Below are 15,088 nucleotides of genomic sequence, written 5' to 3' on the forward strand. Positions count from 1 at the left end.
CCGATTTACTTGCAACAATATTTTAGATAAATCAAACACTTTTCTAGTTTTTTTTAAGGTTTTTTATTCACATATTTGTCATCGATTAGAAAGAAGCATTTTGTCCTCATTTTCCACTTTTTTAATCCCAACAATCTTAATTTTTAAAAGTAATTTATTTTATGGCATCGACGGCAGCATCGGTATGGGAAAATTGCCTACTATTTATAAAAGATAATATAAATCCTCAAGCCTACAAAACGTGGTTTGAACCTATTAAACCTGTTAAATTAACTGAGACTGCATTAAGTATACAGGTTCCTAGTCGTTTTTTCTATGAATGGTTAGAAGAACATTATATTAAATTATTAAAAACAGCTCTTACACGAGAGCTAGGTGAAGGCGCAAAATTAATTTATGCCATAAAAATGGAAAATACTTTAAAAGGTATGGAACCATTTACTGAAAAAATACCTAGTAGTAATCGCTCTATACAGTCTTCCCAATCTGTAGATGCGCCAGTAAGAAGTAAAAGTCCTGAATTAAAGAATCCATTTATTATTCCTGGAATAAGAAATGTGAAAATAGAATCTCAATTAAATCCATCGTATAACTTTGATAGTTTCCTAGAAGGTGATTCTAACAGATTAGCACGTAGTGCTGGTATGGCTGTTGCAAATAAACCTGGTGGAACCTCTTTCAATCCTTTACTAATTTTTGGTGGTGTAGGATTAGGTAAAACTCACCTTGCTCATGCAATTGGTGTAGGAATTAAAGAAAATTATCCGGACAAAACAGCTCTTTATATCAGTGCTGAAAAGTTTACACAACAATATATTGAGTCTGTCCGTAAGAATAATAGAAACGATTTTATACACTTCTATCAGATTGTAGATGTGCTTATCGTTGACGACATACAGTTCTTTGCTGGAAAAGCGAGTACTCAGGATGTTTTCTTCCATATTTTCAACCATTTACATCAAAATGGTAAACAGGTTATTCTTACTAGTGATAAGAAACCTGTGGACATGCAGGATATTGAGCAGCGTTTGCTTTCTCGTTTCAAATGGGGACTTAGTGCAGAGCTTAATCATCCAGATTATGAAACTAGGGTTTCTATCATTAAGAATAAACTATATCGCGATGGTGTAGAAATGGATGATGATATTATACATTATCTAGCTGACAATATTAAAACTAACATACGTGAATTAGAAGGTGCTATTATTTCATTAATTGCTCATTCTTCTTTTAACCGTAAGGATATTACGATTGATCTTGCCCGTAAGATTGTAGAAAACTATGTTAAGAATACTAAACGTGAGATTTCTATAGATCAAATCCAGCAAGTTGTAAGTGATTATTTCCAGATGGATGTTGAAACTTTACAGTCTAAAACACGTAAACGTCATATCGTTCAAGCTAGACAGTTGGCTATGTACTTCTCTAAGAAAATGACTAAAGCTTCACTAGCAAGCATAGGTTCTCAAATCGGAAAACGTGATCACGCCACAGTTTTACATGCTTGTAAAACAGTAGACAACCTTGCCTCTACTGATAAGCAATTCAACAAGTATGTTGAAGACTTAAGTAAAAAGCTGACCAACTAAGAACTAGTGATGAGTAAGACGTCCATTTTAATGGTATGCTTGGGTAACATTTGCAGGTCTCCACTTGCAGAAGGTATCATGCGTTCTAAACTGAACTTTACTAAGTTTAATATTGATAGTGCAGGAACTAGTGGTAGCCATCGTGGACAAGCTCCAGATAAAAGATCTATAGCCGTTGCAAAAAAGAATGGCCTAGATATTTCTAGCCAAGCTAGTCGCAAATTAGTTGCTGAAGATTTAGTTAAATTTGATTACATCTTTGTAATGGATAATTCTAACTACAGAGATGTCATAGCTCTTGCTGAAAACGACGAGCAACGGGCTAAAGTTCATAAAATAATGGATTGGGCTTTTCCTAATGAAGATTTAGACGTACCAGATCCATATTATGGAGGAGATAGCGGTTTTGAAAACGTTTATCGCATGCTCGATCATGTGAGTAATGTTATTGCTAAGAAGTTAGATTCTTTAACAAACCTCTAAAGAACAATATTTCGCAATTGCGTTAAAAGATTTTGCATAGCTTCCTTGGCATCATTTTCTCTTTGTGTTTTTTCTTCGATTCTTCTATTTTTACTAATAACACTTGGTGGTTTTATTGGAATCATAAGTTGTCTTGGCTTTTCAATATTTGAAGAAATTCCACATTCATTAACCTCAAATATTTGAGAATGATTTCCAAATAAAAGCCACGATCCACCTCTATCTATATAAGGGTAACATGATCTTAAATTTTTACCTAAAATTATTTGTCCAGACTTCAAATCTCCCTTGAAAACTTCACATACTTCAATAGTAAATTTGTTTTTATCATTAGAAAACGATTTCACGTCACCAACAAATACTACTTCTGAATATTCATATTCAATAGAAGCTGCTTTTTCCCAATGTCTTGGAGGTGGACAAGTACAATAATCTGACTCAAAAGGCAAAACAAGAAATAACAGTATTAGTTTGTAATAATTCATTCCTAGATAATTGCAAAATTTTACTTCCTAAACAAACGCTCTAACGTAGATCGCTTGTCTACTTTTTTAGTATGCGTTTCTTCAAAAGAATTGATGAAATAGACCTCTTTAGGTATTTCATATTTATCTAGTGCAGTAAAAGCCTGTTGTAGATCAGACTCCTTACCTTCCACTATCAAAATAACTTTTTCACCTAGGTCTTCATCATTCATTCCAGTGATAAAAAAGCGTTGAGCGATGTGCGCTGCCATCTTCTGCTCCACCATATCTGGATGAATTTTAATTCCGCCAGTATTGATGACATCATCAATACGGCCTAGTATTTTAAATTTATGCTCATCAATTAATTCAACAATATCATTAGTAATCAAATTATTAGTTCCTAACGACGGTGCATTAATGACTAAACAATCTCTATTATCTTGTGAAAAATTAATATCACCGACTGCGGTATATTCGTTCTCAAATTTTGGATACAACTGTTTAATCGCTACATGAGAAGCTGTCTCTGTCATTCCATAAGAGTGAAATGCTTTAGTATGTTTATGTTGTAAGTCATCAATAAGTTGAGACCTTATTGCAGCTCCACCTATTAATACCATTTTAGTTTTATGGATATTCTTTAATGATTTTTTCACCTGCATAGGTGTCATTGCTGTAAAATCATAACGTTTTTCTGCCTTTTTCAGTGGATTTGAATTAGGTTTCACTAAGTCTATTTCCCATCCCAACATTAACGCACGTACCATCATCATTTTACCAGCGATATAACTTAATGGTAGACAACATAAAGCCTCTGTTCCTGGACCTAGATCAAAATGTTCACCAGTCATTATTGCACTATTAATCATGTGCTGTTTGTTCAACTTATATTGTCTAGGTGAACCTGTAGAACCACTTGTAAAAACAGTCATCACATCAAAATCATCCAACCAGTTTAATAGAAAATCGCCTACTTCTTTCTCCCATTCTGTGCCTTCTTTTACATAAGAATAAGCGACAATCATAACTCCTTGATGATTAAGATGACGACCATTAAGCTTAAACGTTGGATGTATTTTAGGAATCATTTATGATGCGTTTAAATTATCAAATTCTTCTTTAGAAAGCACTTTGCCAAAAAGCTTTTCTTTCCAATTAGACCATTTATAAATCTTAGCTAAAATCAACAAAATTATTGGATAACCTATAACGATAGGTAACATATCTGCAAGACCAAAACTAGGTTGTGAAACATCTAAGAAAACAGAGTCTGTTTGTATAGCTGTCCAAGTTGATGTTACCATAAGTGCCGCAGTAATGTTATTTGCCGCATGAAAACCTAAAGCAAGCTCAAGACCTTCATCCATTAAGGTCATGGCACCTAGCAATAAACCTGTACCTATATAAAACACCATTACCTCCATACCTAGTTTTTCTACCTCTGGATTTGCAGCATGCATAACACCAAATAATACAGAAGTAAGTATAAATGGAACCCATCTCGTTTTAGTTAGTATCCCTAGGCCTTGTAAAAGCTGACCACGAAATAAATACTCTTCAAAACTAGTTTGAAATGGAAACAATAAAAACGACACTACAACTAGTGGTATAAACTTTGACCAATTTAAATTATATTCAAAATTCTCTGGTGCACTATAAACACTCAATAACATGGTTGCGACAGAGATGGTTGCCCAAAAGAGAAACATAAAGCCAATACGCTTCCAATCTATTTTTTTTCTGCTCGTTGTTAACGATGTTATTGATTGTTGATGTATATATTTAACCCAAACAAATATGGAGGCTAAACCAACTACAAAAGTCAATAAGTTCACAATAAGAAAAGGCATTTTCCCCATCATTTCTATCATTTGCGCCATAATCTCTTCTACAGATTGACCTTGCTCTTCCACAAGCATTTGAGTAGAAAAATAATTAAATACCATAAACAGCATGAAGCCTACCGGAATTAAAAAGAAATTCCACACGCCTAGATTGCCTTTGTATCCTTGTTCTATATACATTCTTATAATTTTAAACTCTTAGTATCCCATATTGAGATATCGTTACATTTTAAAGTGCCATTTTTTATTTCTAATGGCGCTTCAATATTATTAGTAAACAATCCACCAGTCCCTAATCCTTGCGGCATCAAATTACCTAAAGTATAAGTAAATTGAGCGATGGCATTAAGCCCTACATTAGATTCTAGCGCACTGGTCATCCACCAGCCAGCATTATTATTTCCAGCTATGTTAATCCATTCTCTACAACTTTGAAATCCACCTACTAGCGCTGGTTTTAAAATGATATACTGTGGTTTTATGGTTTCTAAACAACGTTGTTTTTCTTCGGTATGATATAAACCTATAAGCTCTTCGTCTAGGGCAATATCTATAGGTGATTGTTGACAAAGTGACGCCATCTCTTGCCATTGTCCTTGCTTTATAGGCTGTTCAATACTATGCACTTGATACTTAGCAAGTGCATCTAATTTCCCCATGGCATTTTCAGGTGTAAAGGCTCCATTTGCATCTACTCTTATAGTTATCTCGCTTTCGCGAAAGCGAGACCGTACAGCATCCAGCAATTCTAATTCTTTATTAAAATCTATGGCTCCTATCTTAAATTTTATACAGTTAAAACCACTAGCTAACTTTTCTTCAAGCTGTCGCATCATAAAATCTTGATCACCCATCCATACTAATCCATTAATATTAATGGTATCCATACCTTCTGTAAATAGCGATGGAAAAAGTGTAAATACATCTGATGATTGCAGGGATTTGAGCGCCATTTCATAGCCAAATAAAATAGATGGCCATTCCATTAAGCTATGATATAAATCTGCCGGATTTAGATGAATGTTATCACATAACCATTGTAACTTACCTTCATAGCCAGGTCGATCATCTATAGATAATCCTTTAAATAAATTACATTCTCCGATGCCATATTTATCGCCATTTGATAGATACAAAAAATAGGTTTCTTTAATGCGTAAAACACCTCGAGAGGTACCAGCCGGACGCTTAAATTCTAAAATATACTTTTTAAATTGAGCTTGCATTCCTGCAATATAAACATCATAATATGGAGTTACCTATTGCTTTAATAAAATTTAATACTGTGATTTAAAATTTTCATCACGCAACCTATCGAGTAGTTATGCATCTATTTGATAACCAATCAAAAAAGCCATGATCAAAAAAATACTCGTCATTTTAATAGGATGTATTGCTACCGTTGCGATGGCTCAATGTCCACCTGGCAATATCATATTAGAAACCCAAGCAGATGTAGACGCATTTCAATCTAACTATCCCAATTGCACTCAAATATTAGGTGATTTATACATAGGTAGTTATTCTACATCCTCATTTAGCAACATTAATAATTTAAATGCTCTTAACGGGATTACCTCTATAGCAGGTAGACTACAAATTTCTCAAGTAGATCAACTTATTGATTTAAGTGATTTAATTAACTTAAACAGTTTAGATTCATTATGGATCTCACAGAGTTACTTATCGAGTTTAAATGGCTTACAAAACCTAACCGCATTAGAAAATTTAAGGCTTTTCAATAATCACACGAGTGATTTTAGTGCTTTAAATCATCTGTCGTCTCTTAATCAATTAAGAATTGCATTTGATGAAGTATTAGTTGATCTCAGTGGTTTTGATCATTTTACAAACATCAATTTTATTGATATAAATAATAACCGTCAACTCACAAGTATTAATGCTTTTCAAAATTTAACAGGTGTCCCACCATTTACGACACCTAGTATACAAATAGATGATAATCTCGTATTAACCAGCTTAAATGCATTTCAAAATGTGCAAGTACTCTCAAATTTAGAAATCAATGGCAATCCCATGCTATCTTCTATAAATGACTTTAGTAATTTAATACAGGTCAATAGAATTAGAATATACGATAATGGCTTGATAAGCATGAATAATGCGTTCTCTAGCCTGACTACCATCAATAGTTTACTTACAATCGGTAATAATTTTAGCATGACTTCTTTTGATGATTTCAATGCATTGACTAGTATACAAAGCATCACTTTCATTAACAATAATAGTCTTCAAAGTTTGACTGGGTTTAATAATCTAATCAACGTAAACTCAGTAAACGTTTCGTCAAACTTAGCTTTGACGCAATTCAATACTTTTCAAAATATACGACCACTTCAATATTTAAATATATCTAACCATCCTGTTCTAAATGATATCAACGCGGTAACAAATGCAGACTTCACGTTGCTGAATAGTTTGAGAATTGTAGATAATGATCTTATCTCAACTTGTAACCTAACGAGTATATGTCAATATATCAATTCTAATAATGCAAATGCTGAGATAAGAGATAACGCTCCAGGATGTAATTCTCCTTTAGAAGTCGCTACTGGATGTAACTTAAATATAATTAGTGGTACCGCATATTATGATTTAAATGGTAATAACATCTTTGACTCAAGCGATCTTCCTGTTCAAAATATTAAAATTACTAGCGATAATGGAACAGATACTTTTACTACTTACACACGTCAGAATGGCTCTTATGATAATTTCACTGATGATGGCGCTATAAACACCACTATAGATGCTGTTTCCAACTTTTCTTTTGCGCCAGCCAGTCACAGTTCAAACTTTAGTGGTGTAGGAAATCAAGATGTAAATAAAAATTTTGAAGGCTCTATTAGTAATGCTTTTAACGATGTGTCTGTTCAAATTATTCCTACTAATGCAGCAAGACCTGGATTTGAAGCTCGATATAGATTAATTTTAAAAAATGAAGGAACACAAAATTCATCTGGAGTAGTAACCGTTAACTATGACGCTACTAAATTAACTTTTAACAGCAGTAGTGTGACAGCGATTAATCAAACTGCAGGGTTAATAACCTTTAACTATAACAACCTCAACTTATTTGAAACTAGAATCATACAGATACAATATGATGTAGCCTTACCACCTACCTTAATAGGTGGCGAAATTCTAGATTTCAATGCACAAATAACACCTTCAATTACAGATGTAGATGCTACTAATAACAATGACGTCCTTTCTCAAACTGTAGTGAATTCTTATGATCCAAATGATAAGACTGTTTTTGAAGGCAATGAGATACTACCTAATCAGTTAAATGAATATCTACATTACCTCATTCGTTTTCAAAATACTGGAACAGCAAGTGCTATTCATGTAAAAGTTACCGATACACTTTCTAACAACTTGGACTGGGACACTTTTGAACCTATAAATATGAGTCACGATGTAGGTGAGGTTCATATTAGAAACAAAAGATTTATAGACTTTGACTTTCCTAATATCAACTTACCAGATAGTACTGCAAATGAAGCGTTAAGTCATGGATACATTTATTACCGCATTAAACCAAAGCAAAACATAGTGATAGGAGACCAAATGGAAAATACGGCTCACATATTTTTTGACTTTAATGAAGCTATTGTTACAAACACTACTGTTACCACATTAGTACAAACTCTTTCTGGAAATGATGAAGAACCTTTAGGAATAAGCATTTATCCTAATCCAGTTAAAGAAACCCTAGTTTTAAAAACTGATAAAGAGATTGATTCAATTTCAATTTATAATCTTCAAGGACAGGAATTGATAAAGACCAATTCCAAAAACATTAATGTTAACAATTTAAATTCCGGTATTTACCTTATAACCATTCATTCAAATAGTCAATCTCAGTCACTAAAGTTCATAAAAAACTAACCAAAGAAACTACTTAAGTCATGAAATACATTTACTCCATATTACTATTCTTTACCATTTCTTTATGCAGCCATGCACAATGTCCTACCAGTATTATCGTACTAGAAACACAAGCAGATGTGGATGCCTTTCAATCAACATATCCTAACTGTACTCAAATATTAAATGGGTTACAAATAGGTCCTGCTACTGGAAGTTCAGATATTAATAATCTTAATAATTTACAAGGATTAGTGCAACTAGATGGTGGATTAAACATCCTTAACAATCCGCTACTGAATGATCTCACCGCTTTTTCAACACTTACACAATTAGAAGATATCTATCTATTTAATAATCCAGGCATCACCAATTTCAATGGATTTCAAGGGATAACGAGTATTAATGATATTAAACTAGAACGATCTTTTGTAACAGATTTTAGTGGTTTATCAAATATTGATGACGTTCATAAACTATGGATTGTAGATGATACAGTTCTCAATGATTTATCAGGATTGAATCAATTAGTCATTCTTAATTTTTTAGAATTAGACAATACTCGTTTAACAAGTATCAACTCCTTTGACCTTGTGGATCAAGTAGAATGGATGATTATTAAAGATAATGACTTCCTGACTTCTATAGACGGTTTTGGAACGATGACAATGATTGATAATCTATCTATTTTACGTAATTCGCAACTATCAACGATATCGCAATCTTTTCAATCATTGAGATTCATACAAAATAACCTTATTATAAAAGGAAACATCAACTTGAGTGACATTAGTGGCTTTAGTTCTATACAAACTGTTGACACAATTCAATTAGATCAAATGATAGGATCTCAAGATTTATCTTTTTTCAACACTATCTTACAGTTAAGAATATTGCGTGTAACACGAGTAGATTCTATAACTAGTTTAAATGGATTGCAAAATGCTCTCACTTTAACTTATATCAGTATCGAAAACAATCCATTATTAACAGATATTAATGCCATAGGTGGAAGTAATGCTAATTTTTTAACAGGCATGCGTATTGTAGGAAATCCATTGCTAGCCATTTGTGATGTGCCAGTTGTTTGTAATTACCTGAGTGGCACCACTTCTACAGCTACTATTAATGGAAATGCAACCGGATGTGCTTCAGAACAAGAAATAGCAAATGAATGTGAACTTAATGTAATAGGTGGTACTATCTACTATGACACTAATGGTAGTGGTGATTATTCACCAGCTACAGATGCAGTAGTTCCATACTATAAAGTATTTAGCACACACAGTACGGGAACTAGTACAACCTTTTCTAAAGCCTATGGCGATTATTCAAATTATGTAGGAACTGGTAATATCAATACAGATGTAGAAGACTTATCCATGTTTGCATTTACACCAGCAAATGGTTTTAATAACAACTTTACAGGATACGGTAATGTGGCTAGTGGTGATTTTGAAGCACAGACTACCAATACGGTTCAAGATGTCTCTATAGATCTTATAGCAACCATTGCTACCAGACCTGGATTTACAGCAGGCTATAAACTCATAGCCATTAACAAAGGATCTGTACCAGTATCTGGAACCATTGAATTACCATATAACAGTAATCTTTTCACTTATCAAACTAGTGTACCAGCAGCCAATACAGTATCCACGGGTATGTTGAACTGGTCATATAATTTAGGCCCGTTTGAAAGATTACGTATTGATGTAGAATTCCTAGTAGCTCAACCACCTGTTTTAATAGGTGGAGAAACAGAAGCATGGACAGCGACGATTAACCCAATACCTGGTGACGCAAATCCACAAGACAATGTTTTCTATTATAATAACAATATTGTTAACTCTTATGATCCTAATGATAAAACCGTTTTTGAAGGCGCAGAAATACTACCTACAGAGTTAGATGAATACTTACATTACAGAATACGGTTTCAAAACACAGGTAATGCTAGTGCGATAAATGTTACCGTTAAAGATACCTTGTCTGATAACCTAGACTGGGATACCTTTGAACCTATAGACATGAGTCATGATGTAGGAGAGATTCATATTGAGAACAAGAGATTCATCGACTTTGATTTTCCTAATATCAACTTACCAGATAGTACTACTAATGAGCCATTAAGTCATGGATATATTTATTACCGCATTAAACCTAAACAAAATTTAGTAATTGGTGATTTTATAGATAACACTGCTCATATATATTTTGATTTTAATGAAGCTATTATAACCAATACCGCTACAACTACTATTGTACAAACACTTTCTAATAGCGATCAAGAATTTCTAAATATAAGTCTCTACCCTAATCCTGTAGCAGACATAGTACAATTACAAACGTCAGAAAAAATTGATTTTGCTGTAATTATGAATCTTCAAGGACAGTTGTTAATAGAAACAACTGATAAAGATATTAACGTAAGCAACTTAGATACTGGAGTATATTTTATTAGAGTTACTTCTGGTAATAAATCTCAAGTTTTAAAATTCATTAAAAAGTAATTACTCTTTTAATTTAACTATTTTAAACCTGTCTTACCATTTAATAAGATTAGAATATCTAACTTAAATAATGTGAGACAGGTTTAATTATGCCTTTTTTTTAACCGTCCATTCAAATCTGAACTGGCTTACCTCTACTCCATCCTGGTTCACACCACGAGATTCCATCCATACGGTTTGACCTTCACCAGTGGCTACCGTTTTTTCTATGGCTTTTTGAATAGCTTTACCATCATTACAAGTAAATGTGATGATGCCCGTTGCTTTTTTAGTAAAAGTAGCCTCATTACGGGCTACTAACATAGAAACTCTTGCATCGCTTTTTTGAATAAATGACATCACTAATGCTCCTGTAGAAAGTTCAGCAGCCATTGCTTGAGTAGCAAAATACATACTCTTGAATGGATTCTGGTTGAACCACTTGTGACGCACTTTTACCGTACAAGATTCCTCACTTATGGTCTTACATCGCACACCTGCCCACCATGCACTAGGTAGTTTTAAGAAGGTAAATGCATTTATTTTCTTAGGAGTTATCATTTTTAACATTTTGTACAAATGTAATCAAAAGGCGCGTTGTTGTTACGCTTTCGCGAAAGCGAAATAAAAAATATCTCACAAAAATAAAAATATATGGTACTTTGTATTGCATAATACTATCTTTTAGATATATATTTGCATAAGAAAATAATATGCCATGGAGAATACTTTACAAAATAATCATCGAAACTTAGCGACATGTTTGCACTTGTTGAGCTTTGGGAAATGGTTATTTCCTTTAGGGAATTTCATTTTACCCATTTTATTATGGATGGTGAATTCAAAAAAATCTGACTTTGTAGATCATCACGGAAAACAGGTCATCAACTTTCAATTAAGCATGACGCTTTACTCAATAGCTCTAGCTGTTATCGCAGCGATTATTCTGGTAGTTGCATTTGCATCTGGTGGAATTGAATTTTTAGAAGGACTAGATAGAATGGATGGCGATGAATGGATGCATGGTGAACATATGGGAATTTTTGCTACCATGATAGGTGTAGGGATTCTTTTTGGCGGTGCGCTTTTACTCATCGGTATTGTAGATTTAGTCTATACAATTAGAGGAGCGATGCAAGCAAATGATGGGGTGCTTTTTAAATACCCTTTAACGATCCCGTTTTTAAGCACAAAAACAGAATCTAATAACACAACAACATGAAGATAGAAAACACAAAAGCGCAAATGCGTAAAGGAGTACTCGAGTACTGCATTCTATCCATCCTCAAAGAAGAAGATGCTTATGTAGCAGAGATTCTCGATACTCTTAAGGATGCAAAGTTACTAGTGGTAGAAGGAACAATCTATCCATTATTAACCCGATTAAAAAATGCAGGTTTACTTAATTATAGATGGGAAGAAAGCACCAGTGGTCCACCACGTAAATATTATGGACTGACAGAAACTGGAAAGATTTTCCTTAAAGAATTATCCAGTACCTGGGATGATCTTAAAAACGCCGTTAACCTGGTAACCACCACAAAAACTAAGAAATCATGAACAAGACCATAAATATAAACCTCGCAGGGCTGTTCTTCCACATCGATGAAGATGCCTATAATAAATTACAAAAATATCTAGCCGCTGTGCGCCGCTCATTTAGCGGTATGCAAGGATCTGAAGAGATCATGGCAGACATAGAATCTCGTGTTGCTGAACTTTTTTTAGAAAAAAGAGCTAACGAACAACAAGTCATTTCCATCACTCATGTCGAAGATGTGATTTCCATAATGGGACAGCCAGAAGACTATGAGGTAGATGAAGAAATCTTTGAAGGTGAGAGAAAATCAACTGCTCAAGAGATGAAATCACGTTTCAGCAGACCGTTGTTTAGAGATACCTTGAACGGTTACATAGGTGGTGTTTGTGCTGGTCTAGGTCATTTTCTAGGTATAGATGCCATATGGGTACGAATCTTTTTTGTAGTCATATCATTTATATCATTCCCGTTTAATGTACTGACTTACATCATCTTCTGGATCGTTGCTAAAGATGCTGTCACTACAAACCAACGTCTAGCGATGATGGGTAAAGAAGTAAATATCTCAAACATAGGTGAAAACTTTAAGTCGGGTTTTGATGATGTAGTCGATGGGCAGACCGACGCCGACTACCGTATTGTAGGTCAAAAGGGAAAGCGTGGAACAGTACGTTTCTTTAGTTTTTTAGGACGTTTTATTAAAGGTATTTTTAAAGCTATAGCTAAGATCATAGGGCTGTTTATGTTCCTACTAGGTGCTACAGGTTTAATTGCATTATTCTTTAGCTTGATAGGTATAGGTACAGCACAATTACAAAGTGATGATTTTATGTTACTTATGAATATGAGCATACCTTCTAACCTATCTACATGGTGGATTTATTTAACAGCCTTTTTCTTAATAGGGATTCCATTCTTTATTATTGCTGTTTTAGGTTTGCGATTGTTAGTATCTAATCTAGCTTCCATAGGTCGTACGGCTAAAGTTATTATAGGATTACTTTGGGTAGCATCTGTAATTGGACTGTGTGTGATTATCGCAACTATAGGAACATCACAAGCTTTTGATGGGAACGTAAACAGTTTAGAAAAATTCCCTGTGAATAAAGAGAAAGTGTTTCAACTTAACATGGAAGATAGCACTCTAGAAGGCTATGATAATATCTATGTAAATGGTTCTCATTTTAGTATAGGAGAATTTGATGGTGCTAAAGAAATACGTTTAATGGGAATTAAAACGGCGATTGCTGCTACTACTGATAGCGTTGCATCTATAAACGTTAAGTTCAAGGCAAAAGGACCATCTATTCAAGAGGCTAAAGAAAAAGCTTCTCAAATAGAATATAATTATGTGATTACAGATTCTATCATTACACTAGATGATTTCTTTAAAATTAATAGTGGTAGTCTTAATAACCACAAAATTGAGATCATTGTAAATCTTCCCGAAGGTTCAAAAGCTAGAATGAATGATGAGTTTGCAAACCATTATAGAGATTACATCAGTAATGATGCATTCTCTCTAGGTAGTAATGACTCTTACACTTATCAAGTAAAAGATGGCAAAGCAGTATGCCTAGACTGTCCTGTTGTAGAAGAAAGTAAAGATGACATTGAAAAAGATGAAATCAATTCACCTTCTAGATCAACAGATGATAATGAGTGGAAATATGAAGATGACGAAGACGAGGAAAATAAAACATCTGAAACTACTACTATTAAAACATCGATAGACTTAGGACCTATAGAAATAGAAACAGAAGAAAGTTTCTAGAATAAAGATTCATGTGATGTCAACTGTATTTTAAGAGATTCTTGTTGACTAGAAAACCGCTTCATTCATTTGGAGCGGTTTTTGTTTTACCTTTGTTAAACAAATTATCTCTCAAATGAAAAAATTATTACTAGCAATCTTGATTCTTACCGCTGCAGTTTCTCAAGCACAAGAAAAGGTAAAAGGAAATCGCGAACCTAGCACCGTTATTACAGATGTTGATCCATTTACGGTTATTGAAATAGGTGGTGATTATGAAGTAGCAATCGTAGAAGGTGTGGTTCCTCAAGTTGAAATCACCACAGATTCAAATCTACATCAGTTTTTAGAAGTTGCTGTAGTTGATGGCAATTTAAGTATTAGCTCTACCGCAAACATACGTTCTAAAAAAGAGATGACGATACGCTTAATTTATCCTGCTGGACTAACTAAAATCGTTGCTAAAGAAAAGGCAGAGATAAGCGCTATCACTGAACTAAAAATGGACAAGTTAGAAATTGAAGTACGTGATGATGCAAAATTATTTCTAACCGCAAACATTAGTAATTTAACTCTTAATCTAAAAGGAGACTCTAGATCTGAGTTGAATTTAAGAGGTAATGATGCTAAGATTAATTTTGACGATAAGGCTAATGTAAAGGCATTGCTAAAATTTCAAGATTTAAACCTAACAATGAAAGGTCGTACAGTTGCAAAATTAGAAGGAGATGTAAAATCAGGTACTTTATTACTTGAAAATAAAGCCAGCTTTCAAGGCGATAACCTAGTATTTAACAACTTAAATATGAAAGCGTCTCAAAATACCGATTGCGAGGTAAATGTAAAAGATGAATTAACTCTAGCTGCCAGCGATAGTTCTAAAGTAGAACTATTCAATTCACCTAAAGTCATCTTAGAAAAATTTACAGGAAAAACGCAATTGATAAAAAAATAAACGTTGATTGCATTTGTTGAACTGAATAATCAACAACTCAATTTTAATTAAATAAAAAAAGCCTCGCGATG

General features: G+C 33.7%; 13 protein-coding genes. 8 read left to right on the forward strand and 5 right to left on the reverse strand.

Translation table 11 applies throughout. From position 1 onward, the window contains the following. The first annotated feature begins 161 nt into the window (after window positions 1-161). A complete protein-coding gene (dnaA, locus tag ACJJVI_RS02190) occupies window positions 162-1,589 on the forward strand; it encodes a chromosomal replication initiator protein DnaA (protein ID WP_006795565.1) in 1,428 nt (475 codons plus the stop codon). A gap of 9 nt (window positions 1,590-1,598) precedes the next feature. Continuing rightward, window positions 1,599-2,072, forward strand: a complete 474-nt coding sequence (locus tag ACJJVI_RS02195) for a low molecular weight protein-tyrosine-phosphatase (protein WP_405350065.1) — start codon at window positions 1,599-1,601, stop codon at window positions 2,070-2,072. Here ACJJVI_RS02195 and ACJJVI_RS02200 read toward each other — a convergent pair. From ACJJVI_RS02200 to ACJJVI_RS02215, 4 genes are read right to left on the reverse strand one after another with little or no spacing between them, the layout of a single operon-like run. Beyond that, complete coding sequence (locus ACJJVI_RS02200; RefSeq protein ID WP_405350066.1) at window positions 2,069-2,557, reverse strand: hypothetical protein; 489 nt, start codon at window positions 2,555-2,557, stop codon at window positions 2,069-2,071. The genes ACJJVI_RS02195 and ACJJVI_RS02200 overlap by 4 nt on opposite strands. 20 nt (window positions 2,558-2,577) lie before the next feature. Further along, window positions 2,578-3,627, reverse strand: a complete 1,050-nt coding sequence (locus ACJJVI_RS02205; RefSeq protein ID WP_405350067.1) for an AMP-binding protein — start codon at window positions 3,625-3,627, stop codon at window positions 2,578-2,580. Further along, on the reverse strand, window positions 3,628-4,563 hold the full coding sequence (locus tag ACJJVI_RS02210; RefSeq protein WP_405350068.1) for a CPBP family intramembrane glutamic endopeptidase: 936 nt from the start codon (window positions 4,561-4,563) through the stop codon (window positions 3,628-3,630). Window positions 4,564-4,565: 2 nt separating this feature from the next. Beyond that, on the reverse strand, window positions 4,566-5,609 hold the full coding sequence (locus tag ACJJVI_RS02215; protein ID WP_405350069.1) for an o-succinylbenzoate synthase: 1,044 nt from the start codon (window positions 5,607-5,609) through the stop codon (window positions 4,566-4,568). A 130-nt stretch (window positions 5,610-5,739) separates the two neighbouring features. Here ACJJVI_RS02215 and ACJJVI_RS02220 point away from each other — a divergent pair, with 130 nt between their 5' ends. Further along, complete coding sequence (locus ACJJVI_RS02220; RefSeq protein WP_405350071.1) at window positions 5,740-8,298, forward strand: T9SS type A sorting domain-containing protein; 2,559 nt, start codon at window positions 5,740-5,742, stop codon at window positions 8,296-8,298. 20 nt (window positions 8,299-8,318) lie between these two features. After that, the gene (locus ACJJVI_RS02225; protein WP_405350073.1) at window positions 8,319-10,790 is read left to right on the forward strand and encodes a T9SS type A sorting domain-containing protein; all 2,472 of its coding nucleotides are present in this window, start codon (window positions 8,319-8,321) and stop codon (window positions 10,788-10,790) included. 87 nt (window positions 10,791-10,877) lie between these two features. Here the strand turns inward: ACJJVI_RS02225 and ACJJVI_RS02230 are convergent, their stop codons facing one another. Then, window positions 10,878-11,330, reverse strand: a complete 453-nt coding sequence (locus ACJJVI_RS02230; RefSeq protein ID WP_405350074.1) for a DUF4442 domain-containing protein — start codon at window positions 11,328-11,330, stop codon at window positions 10,878-10,880. Between the two features lie 157 nt (window positions 11,331-11,487). On the opposite strand from ACJJVI_RS02230, the gene ACJJVI_RS02235 reads away from it, so the two are divergent. From ACJJVI_RS02235 to ACJJVI_RS02250, 4 genes are all read left to right on the forward strand, one after another. Then, a complete protein-coding gene (locus ACJJVI_RS02235; protein ID WP_036584445.1) occupies window positions 11,488-11,991 on the forward strand; it encodes a DUF4870 domain-containing protein in 504 nt (167 codons plus the stop codon). Beyond that, the gene (locus ACJJVI_RS02240; RefSeq protein ID WP_006795574.1) at window positions 11,988-12,329 is read left to right on the forward strand and encodes a PadR family transcriptional regulator; all 342 of its coding nucleotides are present in this window, start codon (window positions 11,988-11,990) and stop codon (window positions 12,327-12,329) included. The genes ACJJVI_RS02235 and ACJJVI_RS02240 overlap by 4 nt, the downstream gene beginning before the upstream one ends. Beyond that, window positions 12,326-14,083 carry a PspC domain-containing protein gene (locus tag ACJJVI_RS02245; RefSeq protein ID WP_405350076.1) on the forward strand — a complete coding sequence of 586 codons (1,758 nt, stop codon included), beginning with the start codon at window positions 12,326-12,328 and terminating at the stop codon, window positions 14,081-14,083. The genes ACJJVI_RS02240 and ACJJVI_RS02245 overlap by 4 nt, the downstream gene beginning before the upstream one ends. A 115-nt stretch (window positions 14,084-14,198) precedes the next feature. Then, entirely contained in the window at window positions 14,199-15,017 is an 819-nt protein-coding gene (locus tag ACJJVI_RS02250; protein ID WP_397300536.1) for a GIN domain-containing protein, read from the forward strand. Window positions 15,018-15,088: the final 71 nt, after the last annotated feature.

It is taken from the genome of Nonlabens sp. Asnod3-H03, from assembly GCF_045063665.1.
GTDB lineage: Bacteria > Bacteroidota > Bacteroidia > Flavobacteriales > Flavobacteriaceae > Nonlabens > Nonlabens ulvanivorans.